We start from the raw sequence: 18863 nt of genomic DNA, 5'->3' as shown, positions 1-18863 counted from the left end.
TTAATGAAGGGACCTTTCGCTCAGTCCCGGAAAACATACATTTCATAACTTTATATATATTCATTATTTAGAGTTCAGAATTCTTTCTGATCGATTCCATCCTCCAACTGATTCTGTCAGGCAGCCCCCATGGAGCACCTGTGAAGGGCACTGATTAAAACGCGTTTCAACGGTATCGGGCCAGCTGTTTTTTATTTCGACACTTTGAGTCCGATAAGGGGGAACCTGCTTATGCGAAACCTCAGTACATTTCTCACTTTGTTTGCGTTGCTGCTGTTTGCCAGCGACGCCTTTGCCCAACGGGGCGGAGGTGGTCGTGGTGGTGGCGGTCCGCGTGGCGGTGGTGGCGGGATGCAGATGGGTCAGGGAGGCGGCCAGTGCCAGGGAGGCGGTGGTGGAGCTTCCGGCGGTGGAAGTCAGATGCAGATGATGATGAGAGGAGGCAACCTTACCACGGACCAGTCTGCAACGGATGCAGTCGAAGTGGTCACCCAGATGTTGATGTCGATGGATCGGAACAGGGATGGCATGATTTCAGCCAATGAAGTACCCGCGCCATTACAGAGCCGTTTAAATGGTGCTGATGCAAACGGTGACGGAGTCTTAAACCGACAGGAACAACTGGCTGTGATCGACCGGGCCAAAATTCTCAGCGGCCGCTCCAATGCAACGGGAATCGGTCTGAATGAGACGATCTTTCGACAACTCGATCGCAACCGGGACCAGATCATCAGTCGCAACGAAGTTCCTCCTTCACTGCAGCGGATGTTCCGTGCTCTGGATTCAAATCAGGATGGGTCTCTCGACTCTGAGGAGCAGACTGCCGTTCTGGCTAAAGTTCAGAATCGCTTAAACCCAGGAGCGCAACGTAAGAAAGATCCAGCCTTGTAAGTTAATCTCAGCTGTGTAAACAGCAAATGTGCCGGGAATCAATTTGAGACATATGGTGTGCTCCTTGGGGGCGACTGCAGCTTCGAGTTCCGAGATCGAGTCTGCAGCCTGCTTAGCCTGTCCCAGAGGGGTTCCTGGCACTATTTTTTTCTTCGACTCTCTTCTGCCGGTGTTCCACTGTGAACACATCCCATGCAGGCGAACAGCGGATTTCCCTGGCGTAAATCCGTTCTATTCTGGATTGTTCTGACTGTCGCTTTTAAGATAGAGTTCTGCGATTTTGCTGACCCGCCGGAACTCTACACCAGCCAGAAGAAAGCGACTCGATGAAAGCTCTTGTGCGTCTGCCATTCCTGGTTTGCCTGCTCTGTTGTGCGTTTCCTACCCTGAGCTTCTCTCAGGAACCGTCGAGTTCCCTGGAGCAACAGCTCCAGCAGGCCCCCTTAAACAGGCTGGCACAGGCAGCCCGACTGCGCGGGAATCCGGAGCGAGGGGCACTGGTCTTCTATAAATCGGTCGCCGCCTGTATCAAATGCCACGACAGTGGCGCCAACGCAACTCCCCTCGGTCCCGACCTGACCAAGGCAGACCAAAACGCCAGCGATGAAAACCTGGTTGAATCGATTCTCTTCCCGTCCCGCAAGATCAAGCAGGGCTTCGAAACGGTCAACATCGTCACCAGTGCAGGGAAGCTGATTTCCGGCCTGGTTGCCGAGGACCGTCCTGACGCTCTGGTGCTCCGCGACGCAGCCAACCTGGGTCAGGAAATTGTCGTCCCCAAGGACGACATCGACGAACGAACCAGCGGTAGTAAGTCGATGATGCCCGAGGGACTCGTGGCGACACTGCACGATCAGGCCGAGTTTTATGATCTGGTCAGCTATGTCTTTGAGATCGCCCGCGGCGGTGCGCAACGGGCAGCGGAACTCAAGCCGTCAGCGGAAGAACTCATTGTTAAAGACGATACCCAAAACCTCGATCATGCAGGAATCCTCAAGAGGATGAACCAGCGTGATTTTGCCGAGGGGGAACGTATCTACCACGGACTGTGCAAGAACTGTCACGGTGTGGACGGCAATACGCCTTCGCTTCCCACCGCCCGGGCCTTCGAGACACAGCCGCTCAAATTCGGTGCGGACCCCTATCGGATGTTTCTCACGCTCTCAAAAGGAAACGGTCTGATGGGCCCGATGCAGCATCTGAGCCCCAAAGAACGCTACCAGGTCGTGCACTACATCCGCGAAAAGTTCATGAAACCGGGGAACCCCGCCTATCAACGTGTGACGCCCGACTATCTCAAGCAGCTCCCCCCGGGTACGGAATCCGGAGAGTTTGATCTGGAGATCGAACGTGACTTCGGGCCGGCCCTCGCTTCGCAGCTCTCCCGAATCACCACCAGCGCGTTGACCGTTAAGCTGAATGCAGAAACGACGATCTCCTATGATTTGCATACTTTGAATCAGGCGGGACTCTGGCAGGACGGATTTCTCGATTTGAGTGAAACCCAGCATATCCGGGGGCGTGGCGAAGGAGTTCCTGAACCAGAGGGCAAGCAACTCGCCGGCCTGGCTGGCTGGCAGTGGGGACATGACGGAACGCTCGATTATTCTCGTGAGAAATTACGTCCCCGTGGACCGCTGCCCGCTGAGTGGTTGCGATATCACGGTCACTACGTGCATGAAAATCAGCTGGTGCTCTCGTATGCCATCGATGACCGGGAAATTCTGGAACTTCCCCAGGCGATCCCGGGTAAAACCGCGGTCCGGCATAGCCTGCGAATCGGTCCCGGGAAGGGACTGGTGCTGTCCACCGCAACACCTCAGATTCCCGATGCTGTAGCCTTCATTGCTGGCCCGGGAAACCAGAGTTCAATGGAACGCACACAAGACGCTACCGGTACACTCGCCTTTTGCGGGCAGCTTGAGACGGGAACGTTTGCGGCCAGCGCCGTCCGGGGAGACATAAAGGGGATGACCTGGCATGTCGACGATAAACAGCGTTTCGTGCTTTCGATTCCAGCCGACCAGGAATCGCGGCTGATTGAGATCAGCTGCTTCATGGGTAAAGAGGAGGCAGATTATGATGCGGCACAAACCCTGATCCGGGAAGCGGAGCAGACAGAAGTGACCGATCCCCGGTCCCTGATTCATGGAGGAAAAGCCAACTGGCCCGACATCCTGACCACCGTCGGTTATCCGGGTCTGGAAACGGGCGCTTATGCCCTGGATACGATCACTATTCCGCGTGAGACGCCCTGGAATACCTGGTTTCGGACTTCGGCCCTCGATTTCTTTCCGGATGGACGGATGGTGGTTTCCACGCATGGGGGTGATATCTGGATCGTTTCCGGTCTCGATCAAGGTCTCCTGAAGCTGAAATGGAAGCGCTTCGCGGGAGGACTCTACGAACCCTTCGGCATCAAGGTGGTCGATGATCTGATTTATGTAACCTGCAAGGACCGTCTGACGCGACTGCACGATCTGAACCAGGATGGCGAAGCCGATTTCTATGAGAGCTTCTCTGCAGACACCGATGTCTCTCGATTCTTCCACTCTTTTAACTTCGATCTTCAGACCGATTCGCAAGGCAATTTCTATTACACGAAGTGTGGTCAATACACGAGTTATGCCTTGCCGGGGGCGGTGATTAAAGTCTCTCCCGATGGCAAGCAGCGGGACGTTGTCTGTACCGGATTTCGGACTCCCAATGGGATGGGCATGCTGCCCGATGACCGGATGACCGTGAGTGACAACCAGGGGAACTGGATCCCCGCTTCGAAGATCAGCCTCGTCAAGCCGGGCGGTTTTTATGGCTACGTTCAGACTCACGCAGGTGGGAAGAACTGGGCCCCCGATGGAGGACGGATCGATCATCGCAAAGTGATTCCCCCGAAAACATTCGATCAACCATTGATCTGGATGCCTCAGGACTACGACAATTCCTCAGGAGGCCAGCTGTGGGTAGATGATCCCCGCTGGGGACCGTTGTCAGGACGTCTGTTACACACCAGCTTTGGTAAAGGCTGGATGTATTATCTGATGCTGCAGGATTTCGAGGATGTGAGCCAGGCGGCAATCATTAAGCTCCCCTTTCACTTCAGCACGGGTATCCACCGGGCTCGCGTCAACCCGGCGGACGGTCAGGTTTATGCGGTTGGTCTGGACGGCTGGAACGGCGGGGGACGCAGAGGTCTCCGTGACCAGGGGATTCAGAGGCTACGATACACTGGCAAACCTTTATCGATGGTGACGGACTGCCAGGTGGAAGCAGACGGTCTGCGGATTGACTTCAGCTTCCCACTCGATCCGAAGAGTGCCTCGGATCTTAAATCCTACTTCGCCGAGCAGTGGAATTACCACTGGCGACCCGAATACGGATCAGACATGTTTTCTCCTGCGACCGATCGTCCCGGAAAAGACAAGCTGAACATCAAGCGTGCCCTGCTCTCCGCAGACGGGAAGAGCGTGAAACTAATGGTGCCTGATTTGAAACCGGTAAATCAGGTGTATCTCAAGTTGAATCTCAAAGCAGAGTCCGGTGAACCGTTTGCTGAAGAGGTTTACTGGACGATCAATCGGGTGCCCAAGCCTTGACTCCGGTTACTGCTTGCGATCCACTTTGGAGAGCGATGCGCCGCTGTCTTCCAGCTTGCCAAACATGATACGTTCTTTGCGACTGGGCGAATGATCTCCCTGGGTGACTGCCAGCCAGATCGCTCCGTCGTACTCACAAAAAGCAGGATACTGAAAGGAGTGAGGCGTCTCAAAACGGTATTTGCGTTCCCAGGTTTTCCCGTCTCGTGAAATATCGATATTGAAGACACTCCGCGTGACGCCGTCGATTTTTGTGGCTTCCTGCCAGCCGAGGTAGTAGGTATCGCCAAACCGGTCGAACGTCGGTTTGGAATTCGTTCCATTTGGAACGAAGGGGAGTTGTTGACCGACACTCCACTTTCGCCCGTCTGCGCTGGTGGTGAAATAGTAATTCCGCTTGCCGCCATCGTTGCGACAGATTGCCATCCAGGAACCGTCCGGCAGGCGATTTACCGCAGACTCACTGAGCGCCACTGATTGTGGTTCGTTATAGTGCCCGATGATTTCAAACGTATCACAGTCTGGATTGATCTTCGCCAGCGCGTTCTGCTTGCCTGGAAAATTATTAATCGCGACATAGGTCTGTCCGTCGAACTCTTTAAACGAATCAAACAGATAGAGTCCGAAATCTTTCGCTTTCTTATCGAATCCCTGTGCCGCCGCGTCCGCGTGAAAATATTGGGGCTGCATATCGAATCTTCCCGCGGCGGTCTTCAGTTTTGCTTTGTGGATGGTATCAGCGAAACTCTGCGTTTGCAGATTAAAATCGCGATACCAGGTCTGTGCCTGTCGTTTGCCTGGTTGCTCGCTGGCGAAGTAGCAGCGCAGCGTGTGCTCATTCAACTGTAATATGCGGGGTACAAAACAGGCGCCTACGGGCAGTGTGGCATTTTGAAATGCCTGTTCGCTGCGGGCGAAGGGGATGACTTTCTCAAGGGCGAGCGTCTTGAGGTTGACGATCGACAGGGCACAGTAGATTTCCGGCCAGCCTGCACTTTCCCCGGCACGGGTGTCGTTGACTTCAGCCACGATGTAAGCACGATTGCCCGTCAGCACCATTTCGGCATCGTGGGCACCTTTGACTTCTTTGCCAGTCACCCTCACCAGACGTTGCATCACCTGATTTCCCGCCTGGACAGGGTCCCAATCCTGCGGAACCAGTGTAGTTTCAGGTTCCCGTGCCAGGGCAAATGAACTGACAAATAACAGTAGCAGTAATCCCAGGGAGTATCGCTTAAATGACATCGCAGTGGTTCCTCAGCAGAAAGTCTGTTCAATGAATCAGGGATTCAAAATAGCTGACGGCACTGGAATTGTCACCCCTGAACCGAAACAAATCAATTCGCGTTAATCATGGCGATTTCATGTCTGCAGAAGCTGATAGTAAGCCGTCACCTGTTCCAGTTGGGGAGGCTCGCAGCGGAGAGCGATGTGGCCATCGGGACGGATCAGGAACAGGGTGGGATCGATGATCCCCAGTTTTGCATGGACGCTACCAGTTTCATCAATTAACCATTTGGCTCGAGTAGAATCTGAATGTTCGAACTTTTCCGGCAGTGCTGTGGAGATGACAACGCAGGTATCACCGGGCTGCAGAGCATATTCAAGATCAGGAGCATTGGGTGCTTCTAACTCATCCGTGGCCAGCCAGAGGAGCAGATGACCGGTTGATCTCAACAAATCGAATAGCGTGAGAGTTGCGGCTGTCTGGAGATGGAACAGCGGACCGGCTTCGGGCAGACAGTCGCCGGGTCGGGGGCCGAGCCAGTTCTGTTGTGCGGTTGCTCCAGCGGCATGATAGCCGCGGACCAGGGGACTGTCGCGATAGTGAAAGCTGATTTCGGTTTCGGCCTCGGCTGCCTGCAGTTGTCCCCGGGCGGGGAGCAGCATCGCACACAAGGCACGCTTCACCCGTTCGACGGCCGCTGGTTCGTCGGGGATCGTGCGTAATTCTTCGGCAACGTCCCCCGAGACACCAACTGCGTTGGCAATGGGGCGGCGTTCGAGTTCGTAGCTGTTCAGCAGACCGTCGCCAGCTTCTCCCTTGATGACGTGCGCCAGTTTCCAGCCCAGGTTGAAGGAATCCTGAATGCCCGTATTCATGCCATGCCCTTCAATGGGACTGCAGGCATGTGCGGCATCACCTGCGAGAAGCACCCGGCTGGATCGGTAATGGGCACTCAACTGGCGAAAGGTGTGATAGAGCATCGGCTGGTCCGGATCCTGCAAACGGATTCCGGGAGAGAGTGAAGCCAGCCCCGCGTCGATCTGTTCCAGCAGATGGTCTGTCTGGGTTTCATCGAAAACCCGGAAATAGATTCGCCAGCGATTCCCTGGCATAGGAACCGGATTAAGGGCAGGTGCGTCGATCTGAATCGCGGCCCGGTCCGGTTCGTGTTGCCAATTGGGGAGATATCCGTCGACGACACCCCAGCGGGCCGGATACTGATGACCGGCGACAGACACTCCGATCGATTCACGGACACGACTGTGAATACCATCGGTGCCGACCAGCCAGTCGGCGGTGACCGTTGTTTCGACTCCCTCTGCCGATTTGAGAGCGGCAGTCACTTCAGTGTCGGTCTGGTTCAGTCCTTCCAGTGACCAGCCTCGAGAGACCCGGCCTCCCAGGCTTTCCAGACGTGCGGTGAGAATCTCTTCGGTTTCATTCTCAGCGAGATTCAGGTCATAGGGATGGCGGCACTCCAGACTTTCAAAACTGGTCTGAGCGACTTTTTTACCGAAGGCGAAGATATTGAAGCCCCGCATGATGTGACCGCGTGCGAGGAACTCGTCGATAGTCCCCATCGTCTCGAAACATTCCAGCGAGCGGCTGTGAATCACGGTGGCCCGGTCGAAAGGGAGCGGTGCTGGATTGCGGTCAATGAGCAGACACTCAACGTTCCGCCGCACCAGTTCGATGGCCAGGGAAAGACCCGTCGGTCCGGCTCCGACAATCAAAACCGGCGTATGTGATGGTAGTGTCTGCGAGTGACTCACAATCTGTTCCTCTGCTCAATCTGGGATTGACTCAACCGGACCTGACAGTTTTACGGAAACCAGTTTAGCAGTTCCACAGCCGGAATCCGCGCTTAATTCGTTTTTTTCGTGACGGCCTGGTGCATGGCCTGCAGAGACTCGCGGGCGAACTGTTTCTGTTTGCTGCGGACATAAGGCAAGGCAATTTTTGAGAGCAGCGTATTTGGTCGGGAAAACGCATAGAGATCGTACCACACGGAATCATCATCGGGGTGCCATTCTACCTGGAAACGTTCTTCGCCACACTCGGCGTGGTCGGGAAGCGTGCCGTAGGCAAAAGCGAAGCGGGTGAGGGGCTCTGTTTCTTCCAGCACGTAAACGATCCGACAGGCATTCAGAACCCAGATCCCCAGCACATGCGCCAGTGCGGCAACGGTCTGTCCCGCGGCCGGCGGTGCGTCGAGGCGATACAGATGCAGCCAGTCAAAGCGGTAATGCTGCCAGTCCGTCAGGGCCTGTTTTGCCTGTTCATAAACCACTGCCCCCTGCCCCAGGCAGATGCGATTGTGATCGACACGGAATCCGGCAGGGGCCGACTGGTTGCGGGTGGCTCCTACCTGAGAATAGGTAAAGTCCTGCTGTGCCTGTGACTCGATAAACTGGAGTATCTGCCGGGAGTCGGGCATTCGGATCAGTAGCTGCATCTCAAGAAGTCCGGCATAAGAATTAATTCCTGTGAATCAGCAGAGTTTGTTACAATTCTGCTGATTCATTTTGAAAGGGTGTTCCATGAATCGATCTGAGCATTCTGCAGACATAGATAAATCAAATATAAGCACGACATTCCCCTGGCAGATTATAGCATTCTGGTCTGGAGGATTACTCCTGGCGACCTTGATCGGTGGTGCTTTCGTGTTGTTCGGACTCCCCTATCTACTGAGGCCATTCTTTCCTCAAGGGCGGTTTATGGTTTACCTGTTTCGTCTGCTGCCCCTGCTGTTCATCATCATCTGGGGAGGGGGAATCTACCTAGCCTATCATAAGCATCGCTCATCCAGAATCACAGTCTCCCTCATCGTCGTCAGTGCCGTTGTTCTGTTTACGTCTCCCGTGTGGGGTTACCTGTTAGTCCTGATGCTTGCTGGTGGATGGAACGTAAAATGAACTCATCTGAAAAAACAAAACTGACGTTTTTCATTTAATTTCTATGAATATCTTGAGCACAGGCAGAATAATTGATCCAAGGACGACCAACAGCGTTTCACTATTCAAAGAGACCGCCTGGTATTCTACTCAAACAGTGCCTGTCAATTATGATTGTAGATATTGCGAATAAAGCATCAACCCCTACCCCTGATAATGAAACGCTGACGTTTCACCCACCAAAGGATTATCGCGATGGGGGGTTGTTTTCCCTGATCTTTTTTACGCTTATCGGCATAGCCTGGTGTAGTTTGATGATAATGGCGACGCCACCGGATCGTCATATTTTCGTCATCCTGTTTACAGTCACGTTATGGAGCGTTCCTGCGATTCTCTCCTGTTGGATGTTGCTGAAATACCGAAAAGTTTCACTAACGATTCAACCGGGAACCATCACCGTTCAAAGAATATTTTCTCGTAAAGTCCTCGATGTCGCAGAGGTGCAGAAAGTCTGCTGGCGACTGTTCCCCATGGGGTTACGTGTTTACACGACTCCCCGTGAAACGGTCTCATTCACTGTGAGTCATTTCAGCCGTGAAGACCAGGTCTGGCTGATCCACTATTTTCGTCAGGTCTTTCCTGAAGCGATTCAGGAGAACTGGCCGTTGTACTGCCTGCATGTAGCCAACCGATTGAGACCAGAGAAACATACGGTGGTACCGCTGCCCGGCCCGGATGAAATCCTGATTACGCGACAGCGCTATGATCGCATACTCATTCCCTTAATTCTTGTTTCCACTGTCGCAGGAATCGTTGCCGTATTCACACACCATGATTTCGCGCTGTTCATCCTGCCTGTGCTCTGTCTTATGTTCTGGTTCATGTTTAAAACAGTGACTCCAAGGGAAGGACGTATTCAAAAACGACTTATCGCCGATAAGGAAAACAGAGGGGTATTCGTCCTAATGGGTTGTTGGGGAGTCTTGCTTGTCAGCTTTCTGTTCATTCAGCGACTGGAAATGCCAACATCATCTAAAAACACCTGGATGCTGGTATCGACTGTCGCACTTCTTCCCGCAGTGGTTCTGGTTCTCATGCGCACAGAAAAAAAGCGAAAGCAGCTTGACTTAATCAAAGCAGAACAGGCGGCGCGGGAGTGGGAAGCCGAAGCATCCTATGATCGAACCCGCAACCAGGAAGGTGCTGCACCATGATCGATCTGTCTGATGTTTCATCCGACTCTGGAAATGAACCCCTGATTTTCCGCCCATCAAGGGAATATCTGTACGGGGAACTGTGGTCGCTGATTCTCACCCTGATCAGCTTCCTGGGGATTGGAATTCTGATCGTGCTTGATGACCCTTTCAATATGCATCTTTCTGGTTTCCTGTTTGTGGGATCTCTGGGATTGATCCCTGGCCTGATTGCTCTGTGGGGAATACTGGTCTATCGAAATGTATCGCTCAATCTTCACGATAATATCGTGACGGTGCAGGAGGTCTTTCAGCGTCAAGAGGTCAACCTTTCAGAGGTGACGGAGGCCAGATGGGGAAGCGACTCCGAACTTTTTCTGAATCCCCGTCCCAATAGCGTTGTGATCAATCTCAAGTATTATCAACTTGAGGATCGGCTCTGGCTGATTCGCTATTTCCATCGCGAGCTCAATGAAACCGCTCAAATACATTGGAACCATTTCTGTTACCAGGTCGCGATCCCGCTTGAGGAACGTCTGCAATTGCTTAAACACCCTGAGACGGAGCTCCGCACTCCGGGATCGGAAAAGATTTTGATCACCCGCAGACGTTATGATCGGATTGGAATCCCCCTGAATGCCGTATTGACGCCGACTGTCATTTTGATTTCATGGTATCAGGGTCAGTTTGGTTTCCTGATACTCCCGGCGATGACAATCGGCTGGTGGCTTTTCCTGCGTTACAGTATCCCCAAACGAGGTCTGATTCAGGAGCGAATCTGGGCGCGTGAGGATTTTCGAGTGATGACTTACCTGCTCGTGGCCTGGGGAAGTGCAGGACTGATCGGGTTTGTAATTCTCCTGAGGTCTGAGTTGCCTGAGCTCGTCAAGGTCATAGGGGGCCTGTGCCTTTTCCTGCTTTGTTTAGAATTAATTCTGAAAATGTATAACAGCGCGACAATACACTGCCAGGAAGAGCGTCAAAAAACGAAAGCAGAAGCGGTGCAGAGATGGGAGGCCCGGCAGAAAACAGACTTTTCATGAGCACCTGCTGAATCGTCAGACCGGTCGCGTACTATTTTCTCTGCAGACGCAGGCGGGCGGTAGAGGCTCGGGCCAGGTCTGTCACTTTTTCTGCCAGGCGGGCGCCCCAGCCGATCATGGGGCGTTCTACTGCCTGATAGGAAAGCTGGGCCACCACGAAAGTGAGGGGTACTGAAACGACAGCCAGAAGCAGGCTCAACAGCAGTGGATAATTCGCAGTGATTTCCGCACTGACCAGATGCAGCAGGCCCCAGGCGAGCCAGTACATGATGATGAAGTGATAGATGTAAAAGGAATACGAAATCTGCCCGAGTTTGTGGACCAGCGGGAAATCCAACAGGCGGCTTCCCCAGACCTTGACGGTTCCTTCCGCCAGGATGGTGATGATCGCGGCTGCAGCCAGGGCTTCGAGCAGGACGGTAAAAAAGCGTTCCTGAGGTGCAAACAGGGAACGGGCTGAGAGCAGAGCGATGACACTGACCAGAAACAGAGTGTTGCGGGCGGACGGGGCGACTGCCTGTTTCAGTTGTTCAATCAGGATCGGCAGCATCAGTCCCAGGTAGAAGACGAACCCATACAGCAGATAAATAATTCCCGGTAGAATACAGGAAAGTGCCATCAGAATCAGCAGGATGACATAATTCCCTTTCTGTGCGCGTTTTCGACAGAGTAGATAAAAGAGCGGAAAGCCGAACGACATCACCAGTTCTACTTTCAGCGTCCAGGCGATCTGATTGAGGTTTGTCTCCAGCAGGGCATAATTGGCCAGTGCGTTGTTCCAGGTGATATTCTGCTGATACCACTCCTGAAACCAGAGCGACGTATTCGGAAACCGCTGGTAAGAATGGAACCCCATGATGGAAACTATGATCAGTGTGAGACAGACGAGATACGCGGGATAGATTCGCAAGACGCGCTTCACGTAAAACGCCAGATACGTCAGCGACTGTCGGGGCTTGCGATCGAGCGACAGTCCCAGGACATAGCCACTCAGAACGAAGAACACCGTCACCGCGGCGCCGCCGTTACAGGGAATCAACAGCAGTCTGGTAAGGAAGGCCTGGGTCCCCTGCGTCTCCCAGAGTCTGGTCGTCCAGATCATCGGATTCTGATCGACGGCGAACACGATCAGACAGTGACTGAGCGCGACCATCAACGCAGCAATCCCGCGCAGAGATTCCAGTTGTTTAATAAACATCGGTCAAATTCGCCGGTCGTGTCTCAGATGTTCTACTTCAGAAAACTTACGCAGAGAGAGCAGGTGTTGACTCCCAGTGTAAGCTTGTTGCAGGGGGAGTTTCAAAGAGAAAAACGGTAGCGGAACTGATTTCGAACGAAGCAGCCGACATCAGTTGCTGTAAAAGCATTGATGTCGGCTGACTTTGCTGGCTGATATTCCTCTTTCTCCCGGTTAACCGTAAGTGGGCTTCTGGGGCCAGCCAGTTGGGGAATCTTCGAATTCTTCCTGCCGACCATAGGGAGTCAGGTCCAGCAGACGAAAGGAATCGGTCAGGCTTTCACATCCCCGGGCGTAGGTCGAATAGGTGTGATAAACATCGTCGCCCACACGGAAAAAGACACTAACGCCGTGCAATTCGCCCGAGAGGAAAAACGGTTCTGCCTCCTTTCGCTGCTGCAGTTCTTTCTGGCTGCGATAGTTATATTCAGGCGGGGCAACGGTGTCGTCGAGAGTGACATGGAAATCGTAATTGAAGTCACTTTCGAATGAAGAGACCCAGGTGCGGTCCCATCCCTGTTCGGCCTTGTATTTCTGAAGTTTCTCCAATTGTGCTCGGGAAACCAGAACGAATGTCGTATCCCGTTTATTGAGCAGAGACAAATCACCGAGACTGTTGACCAGCATGGTACACCCCTGGCAGCCCTGCTCCCAGTCCGGCGCGAACATGAAGTGATAGACGATTAATTGACGGCGACCTGCAAACAGATCGAGTAGACGGAGTTGGCCTTCAGGACCTGCGAACTGATAATCCTTTTCGAGCTTCACCATCGGCAGGCGCCGTCGTTGAGCGTTGACGCGATCCCGGTGCCGGGTAAGTTCTTTTTCTGCTGCCAGTAATTCGAGTCGCTGTGTGCGCCATGCGTCGTGGGTAACCACATTCGGATGTGCCAGCGTCTGTTCGGTTGAGTTCATCGCTTCTCCAGTTCAGGTTGATTGTGATACAGAAGGGTTCTCTCTGTTGTGAGCCGAGTTGCGAACACACGCCGCAACCGTATGAGAATCACCAGAATCAGAACACCAGAGCTGCCCCCAATCAGGAACAGACGCAGCCAGGAGGCCACCGTCAGCGAAAGCCCGACACCCGTCAGACAGGTAATCCAGGCTGCCAGGCAGAGCGGGCACTTGGGCATCAGAATCAACAGGAATGTCGAAATCAGTGCCATTGAGGACTGCCGGAACCATGCGAAACGAGACTGCGACGGTGGATGTTCCACAGCACACGCTGACTGGCGTGAGACTCTTTGGCAGCCACAGGTAACGGAGGGCTTCATCGGATGTTCCTTGAAGACAGGGGAGAATGGTGTTCTACCCTGTAGTCGATTGGCACGAGGGGCGATCGACAGGAACTCCGAAATAATTTTCAATTCGAACGAATTTATCAGATCGATTTAAATATCAGACGGAACGGGCTTTAGGGCTTCCAGCGGCAGCGTCTCCTGCTTTTCCGTTTCCGGATGTGCCTTGAGGACCGTCATAACGAAAGCATAGATATCGCCGACTGATTCCGGAGCCGCGACGCGCGGACAGGGAACCATGCAGGTCTGACCGCCGGTTTCGATCCGCAGCTTGAGCCTGTCCGGTTTGATCCAGTGCAGGTCCTCTTTTCCGGGCCAGAATTCGGAATCATCGAGCATCACTTTCAGGTTCCAGTTTCCCTGTGCATCGGTGGTTGTGGAGGCATACTTTTGGTCTCTGAAAAGGAGAGTCACAGTGGCCCCCTGCACGGGCTGTTGCTCTGCCCCGGCCAGTAGCTGACCTTGCAGGAACAGTGGGTACGAGAAACTGCAGCCCGGCAGGTACAAGACCAGAGTCAACAGTAAGATAGAACGACAGCGCCGGTAAGTCTGTTGCATGCTCATCACCTCAGATCGACAGGACCAAGTCCCGGTCTCAGTAATAAAAGTCTCATCAGCTCACTGATAGAGATCTGATTCAGGTGAGTTCTATTCCACTCAATTTGAGATTTTTAAGACTCAATTTCTGAAAATGCCGCTTTGCAGAAGCTGTTTCAGTTGAAGAGTCTGTTTGCCTGAGGATAGACGAAGATAAACCAGAGACCACTGAGAGCAGCAAACGCGGAGAGTATTGAGTACTGGGGTTGAATGTAATCAGAATCAGCCAGGCCCCATCTTCTTCCTGGGATTAATAACCGCGGAAGAACAGGATGTATGACCAGGCCGACAAAACGAAACAGTCCAGCAGAAAACTGATACTTACTTTTTTCTGTTGAGATGGAGTCAACGTGAGACCGGAAAAGAGAATATCCAGCAACAGGAAAAATGAATAGACCTGGATCGGGAAAAAAATGATGCCCAGGACGGCGGCTTTAAAAGCACGATCAACATCCTGGTCCAGGTCTCGCTCAGCAGCCGATTCCTCAACGGAGTCTTGTGCATCGTCTTCCGTAGCTTCACCCTCTTCCCAGCCGTTCTCGAAGCCTTCGACGGTTTTCCAGTCTTCCTCGCTGATGGTCACCGGATCGTGTTCATCGAGTAGTTCAAAAGCGCGATCGGCGTCTTCAGAAGCGACCTGAACCTTAATCCCGCCGAGTGCATTCCCAAGATACCAGGCCATGCCGACCGCTTCTTCGTCTGAGAGATAGACCCGAATTCCCTCCGCTTCCAGCTGGTTGCGGATCAGGCTGGCTTCGGTAGGGGTGCTTGTCGTTGCGATGGTGATGAAGTCATCAGACATGACCTCTCCTCTCCTGGAAGATTAAGGTACGCGGACTTTGACGTTGTCATAATGGATCGACTGCTTGGGGGTGACCAGGCCGATCATGTCTTTGGTGGGATGGGCAATGCCCGGGGAACGGAGGGAGCCAATCAGCTTGCCGTCGATGAAAGCCTGCATCTGGTCCCCATTAATGCGGACAGTGACGGTGTACCACTCGCCTTTCTTCAGTTTGACCGGGAAGACGGCCTGGGACCGTTTCAGAATCTCCTGTTCGTCTTCGGTCAGTTTTTCTTTGTTCTGTCGTTTCTTGAAGATCTCATTATTGAAGACGCCGGTCTTGCCGTCACGGAGTGTGACTTTCGTGGGCGAAACCACCACGCGGCAGAGATGGCCTGCGTGGGAGCCTTTGAATTTATGCTGATTGAAGGTCAGGTTCGTGTAAGGTGAACCCTCGAACTTGAGATCGACGGTGAGTTCGACATCGCTGTAAGGTTCGGTCTTCAACTGATGGACGGCTGCGTGTCCACCTCCCTCGAGTTCGACTCCCTGCAGCACACCGTCTTTTACGACTGAGGAGCCTTTATAGAGGCGCCACTGCTTGCCGAGTTCGGGCCCGGAGAAATCATCTGAGGCCACCGTCTGCTGATAATGGTCTCCGGAAATGGCTTCCGGTGCTCCCGCGAAGACTGATACCGGTGCCAGCAGACAAGCCAGAGTGAGCAGATAACGTGGAGCGGACATAATGAGCACCTTTATGCTAAGCAGAAATGGGATGGATCAGGAAGCCTGCCCTGGTTTTCGAAAAACAGAGCAGTGCTTCCGGGAATCCAATGTACTCACCCGTTTCTGGTGCGTCAATTTAATTGTGTGCAACGTGGGTATCCTGCGGGAGACGCTGTTACTTCGAAGTGAGCGGGAAATCGATCTGATTGCTGCCCGATTTGACATCGGCTGTGAGCGTGGTCTGGGTATGATATTTTGCCGGCAACAGTTCGGCACGTGCCTTCCTGTCTTTACCTTCGCCAGTCTCGTCCGAATAGGCATCCATGGCGGAAGTAATCACAACCTTGTGAGCACCTATCAAGGCCCCGGTGCTGGTGCCCGTGTAAGACAAAGAGTAATTTCCTGCACTGTCGGTTTCTGCGACCGAGGGACGACCTTTTTCAGGCTGAAAAGTGATCTGCGCATATTCCAGTGGCTCCCCGTCGAGAGTCACGACTCCTGAAACCTGGCCCAGTTGTGGACCGTCACTGCCGCTGCAGGCACACATTCCACAGGCGATGATCAGGACGCTGAAGATTTTTCCGAGACGATAAACGAACATGTGATAGAACCTTGATGAATCTGAATGAAAAGGTGGCGGGTTCGTCAGCGCGGGGAGCACTGCGAAACGAAAGCGACCGCGGAGCGTCAGGCTCCCGGCCGCTTGAGAAAACAGTGGTGCGGATTAATATTCGCCGAGAATGGCGCCATCCGAGATCGAGGAGAGACGTTCGAGTGTGCTGTCAACGACGCCCCCGTTGGTGATGTTCGTATCGATGTTTTCGCTGATGAAGCGAACTGCACCATCACCCATCAGGAACTGAGCTCCGCCCACGTGGCGACTGCTGTATCCACCGTTGGCCTGATCAACTGAGGAGATCGGATTAATACCGAAATGTGTGGTACCGGTAATGCTGAGCAGCCCCTGGTTCGCAGCGGTGTTTCCGGAGCAGTTGGTACACGTGGGCCCCAGTCCGAGATTGTCGCGGACGGCGAACAGCATGCCCGCATACATGGGATTTCCTGGAATCTGGTAGGCTCGCTCGCCAGCCAGGATTGTGTTGCTTAAGCCGTCGGTCACATCGCGGAAGCGACAATTGCTGTTGCCCCAGAATGGGCCGGTGCCACCTGTAGTGCCATCGAGATAGTTGGTCGCCCGGGTCGCACGGTGATAGGCATTGTTATTCGAGACAACATAATTGGTGACCGAGACACCGACGTTGGATGTCCGGCTGCCTGAAACAAAATAATCGATTGTGTAGCCGGCTTCCGTATGCGTTGCCGGTCCGGTATCGGAAGGACAGCGAAATACGGGGTAAGTCTGTTGCATGGCCTGGATATTGTTGCCGAAAGCATAACTGGCCGGTGTGTTTCCCACCTGGAACGCATTGTAGACCGAGGTTAATTCAATATGGGGGGCAATAAACGCGGACCAGGTCCAGTGGCCTTCATCATCTCCCACATTGGGATCACGCACATAAGCGGGTGGTAACATCTGGAACGTGGAATGGTAGTTGTGCAGGGCGAGACCGAGCTGCTTCAGATTGTTTTTACACGTACTGCGGCGGGCCGCTTCTCGCGCCTGTTGTACAGCCGGTAGCAGGAGAGCTATCAGAATAGCGATGATGGCAATGACCACCAGCAGTTCGATCAAGGTAAAACCTCGATGTGATCGCGAGCGTCTTGGAATACTCATGAATCAGTCTTTCATTCAACGTAACCAGAAATAAATCGGAACAATACGATAAGTACGCAGCGGGAAAATGACTCGACAGCCAGGAAAGGCGAACGACGCTGGACCAGAGGTCTTCGCATCAAGAATGAGCAACCGCCAGAAATCACACTTCCGAGTGATTTCGCCTGTGTCAAATCACAAATGAACACATCCCACTAAGAGCATTCGTATGTAAAGGCGGACACTTACCGACGAAATAAGAATTTTCCATCAATTTCCTTTAATTTGTTCTCCACTCTATTCGTAACCTGTTATTAAAAGGACACTTAGAGACAGATTCACAATTAGACGGAAATGATGCATTTCTTAACGCGGTTACGAAATGTCGCGGGTTTTAAGCCTGCCTGGTGCAGTCTTTCCCTGGAGTGCTTTGGGGAAGAACAAGCGACCGACTCCCTTCCGGGGTGAGTCATCAGGACATTTACTTGTTCAAAGTTCGATAGATGCTGCGAATGGCGGAGATATCTTCGTCGATCTGGAGTAGGTCAGAATGTTGCCTGCGGTTGCGTTCGAGTAACTCGTGAAGCCTGTTTCGTAATGGTGCAGAAATTCCTTTTCCTATTTTAAGCTCGACGAGTTCGTTATTTCGTTCCAGGGCTGCGAGGAGCAAGACTGCCCCTCGATCGCTGATGCGATTGCGCGTCAGGTTAACGCTCTTCAACTTTCGATTGTTTCGGATCAGGCGAGCAATTTCTGCAGCCCCCGCATTCCCCAGACAATTGGATTCTTCTCCCAGAACTCTGGTGGAACGATCATATCCCAAATCGAGTTCAACCAGGTTCGGATGAGATTCCAAAGCCGAGGCGAGAGCTGCTGCTCCCTTCGGTCCGATTCGATTACTGGCCAGACTCAGCGAATTAAGTCCCTGATTGGAGCGAAGCCCTTGTGCCAGAACCGAGGCTCCCTCATCCCCGAGACGATTGACGCTTAAATAGAGACCGCGCAGTCTTTGATTCTGCTGTAACAGATCAGCCAGTGCATCGGCATCTCGCGCACTGATTTCATTTCCGCCCAGATAGAGCAAGCTGATAGATGTGTCGATGGTGGCGAGTGTTCTGACAATCAGCCGTACCCCTTCGCTTCCCAGCTTTGTGTGCACCAGATCCAATGTTCGCAATTTCTGATTGCGTTTGAGCATCTCTGTAATCTGGCGAGCCCCCTCAACACCAATCGGATTTCGTTTTAACCAGAGTGCCCGGACCGAGGAGTTTTCTGCGATTGCCTGTGCGAGTTCGGTTGCCCCCAATTCATCGATTCGATTACATCCCAGATAAATTGTCTGGAGTGATTCGTTTTCCCGGATCAGTCTTGCCAGAGCCTGCGCACCTGTATTTCCCATGCCGTTGGCGCCCATGAGCAAGTGCCGCGTATGTAAATTCAACTTGACTGCATCAGCTACCAGGTTTGTCCCTTCAGGACCGATGCACTGTTTACAGAGATCGACACGACCATCAGGTAGATGGCTGCCACGCGTGAAGACAAGTTGCTCGGTGACCGGTACGTTCGAACGTAAGTGTTCGACAATCGGCTGGACCTCTGCCGGATCGCAGGGCGAGAATTCATTTCCAACGGGGCAATAGACGATTTGTTCTTTCATGAAAGCCTCTG

The 18863-nt window shown here is 53.1% G+C and carries 17 protein-coding genes; 5 read left to right on the top strand and 12 right to left on the bottom strand.

The genetic code is table 11. From position 1 onward, the window contains the following. The first annotated feature begins 231 nt into the window (after positions 1-231). Positions 232-891, top strand: a complete 660-nt coding sequence (locus tag FYZ48_RS29765) for an EF-hand domain-containing protein (protein ID WP_187781858.1) — start codon at positions 232-234, stop codon at positions 889-891. Between the two features lie 326 nt (positions 892-1217). Beyond that, positions 1218-4484: a DUF6797 domain-containing protein gene (locus FYZ48_RS03905; RefSeq protein ID WP_149337719.1), complete on the top strand. Its 3267-nt coding sequence runs from the start codon at positions 1218-1220 to the stop codon at positions 4482-4484. 6 nt (positions 4485-4490) lie between these two features. Here FYZ48_RS03905 and FYZ48_RS03900 read toward each other — a convergent pair whose 3' ends face one another. The 3 genes from FYZ48_RS03900 to FYZ48_RS03890 form a co-directional block, all read right to left on the bottom strand. Continuing rightward, positions 4491-5729 carry a sialidase family protein gene (locus tag FYZ48_RS03900; RefSeq protein WP_198422176.1) on the bottom strand — a complete coding sequence of 413 codons (1239 nt, stop codon included), beginning with the start codon at positions 5727-5729 and terminating at the stop codon, positions 4491-4493. A gap of 117 nt (positions 5730-5846) precedes the next feature. Continuing rightward, positions 5847-7484, bottom strand: coding sequence for an FAD-dependent monooxygenase (locus FYZ48_RS03895; RefSeq protein ID WP_187781857.1), 1638 nt, complete (start codon positions 7482-7484; stop codon positions 5847-5849). Positions 7485-7576: 92 nt separating this feature from the next. Next, complete coding sequence (locus FYZ48_RS03890) at positions 7577-8167, bottom strand: DUF1990 family protein (RefSeq protein WP_149337715.1); 591 nt, start codon at positions 8165-8167, stop codon at positions 7577-7579. A gap of 85 nt (positions 8168-8252) precedes the next feature. Here FYZ48_RS03890 and FYZ48_RS03885 point away from each other — a divergent pair, with 85 nt between their 5' ends. From FYZ48_RS03885 to FYZ48_RS03875, 3 genes are all read left to right on the top strand, one after another. After that, positions 8253-8627 carry a hypothetical protein gene (locus FYZ48_RS03885; RefSeq protein WP_149337713.1) on the top strand — a complete coding sequence of 125 codons (375 nt, stop codon included), beginning with the start codon at positions 8253-8255 and terminating at the stop codon, positions 8625-8627. A gap of 149 nt (positions 8628-8776) precedes the next feature. Next, on the top strand, positions 8777-9820 hold the full coding sequence (locus FYZ48_RS03880) for a hypothetical protein (RefSeq protein WP_149337711.1): 1044 nt from the start codon (positions 8777-8779) through the stop codon (positions 9818-9820). Then, positions 9817-10842 (top strand): hypothetical protein, encoded by a 1026-nt coding sequence (locus tag FYZ48_RS03875; RefSeq protein WP_149337709.1) that lies wholly within the window; start codon positions 9817-9819, stop codon positions 10840-10842. The genes FYZ48_RS03880 and FYZ48_RS03875 overlap by 4 nt, the downstream gene beginning before the upstream one ends. 31 nt (positions 10843-10873) lie before the next feature. Here the strand turns inward: FYZ48_RS03875 and FYZ48_RS03870 are convergent, their stop codons facing one another. The 9 genes from FYZ48_RS03870 to FYZ48_RS03830 all read right to left on the bottom strand — a co-directional run bounded on the left by FYZ48_RS03870 (position 10874) and on the right by FYZ48_RS03830 (position 18852). Next, the gene (locus FYZ48_RS03870; protein WP_149337707.1) at positions 10874-12040 is read right to left on the bottom strand and encodes an acyltransferase family protein; all 1167 of its coding nucleotides are present in this window, start codon (positions 12038-12040) and stop codon (positions 10874-10876) included. A 213-nt stretch (positions 12041-12253) separates the two neighbouring features. After that, complete coding sequence (locus tag FYZ48_RS03865; protein WP_149337705.1) at positions 12254-12994, bottom strand: DUF899 domain-containing protein; 741 nt, start codon at positions 12992-12994, stop codon at positions 12254-12256. Then, positions 12991-13245: a hypothetical protein gene (locus tag FYZ48_RS03860; protein WP_187781856.1), complete on the bottom strand. Its 255-nt coding sequence runs from the start codon at positions 13243-13245 to the stop codon at positions 12991-12993. The genes FYZ48_RS03865 and FYZ48_RS03860 overlap by 4 nt, the downstream gene beginning before the upstream one ends. Positions 13246-13470: 225 nt before the next feature. Beyond that, complete coding sequence (locus FYZ48_RS03855; protein ID WP_149337700.1) at positions 13471-13935, bottom strand: hypothetical protein; 465 nt, start codon at positions 13933-13935, stop codon at positions 13471-13473. Positions 13936-14224: 289 nt separating this feature from the next. Beyond that, entirely contained in the window at positions 14225-14776 is a 552-nt protein-coding gene (locus tag FYZ48_RS03850) for a putative signal transducing protein (RefSeq protein ID WP_149337698.1), read from the bottom strand. A gap of 21 nt (positions 14777-14797) precedes the next feature. Beyond that, positions 14798-15499, bottom strand: a complete 702-nt coding sequence (locus tag FYZ48_RS03845) for a family 16 glycoside hydrolase (protein WP_149337696.1) — start codon at positions 15497-15499, stop codon at positions 14798-14800. Between the two features lie 157 nt (positions 15500-15656). Beyond that, complete coding sequence (locus FYZ48_RS03840; RefSeq protein ID WP_145187409.1) at positions 15657-16082, bottom strand: carboxypeptidase regulatory-like domain-containing protein; 426 nt, start codon at positions 16080-16082, stop codon at positions 15657-15659. 123 nt (positions 16083-16205) lie between these two features. Further along, positions 16206-17216 (bottom strand): DUF1559 domain-containing protein, encoded by a 1011-nt coding sequence (locus tag FYZ48_RS03835; protein ID WP_145041913.1) that lies wholly within the window; start codon positions 17214-17216, stop codon positions 16206-16208. A gap of 460 nt (positions 17217-17676) precedes the next feature. After that, a complete protein-coding gene (locus FYZ48_RS03830) occupies positions 17677-18852 on the bottom strand; it encodes a ribonuclease inhibitor (RefSeq protein ID WP_149337694.1) in 1176 nt (391 codons plus the stop codon). Positions 18853-18863 lie beyond the last annotated feature (11 nt).

The sequence above is a fragment of the Gimesia chilikensis genome (assembly GCF_008329715.1).
GTDB lineage: Bacteria > Planctomycetota > Planctomycetia > Planctomycetales > Planctomycetaceae > Gimesia > Gimesia chilikensis.
Note: the sequence above shows the minus strand (reverse complement) of the source record. Positions and strands in the feature narration are given on the sequence as shown.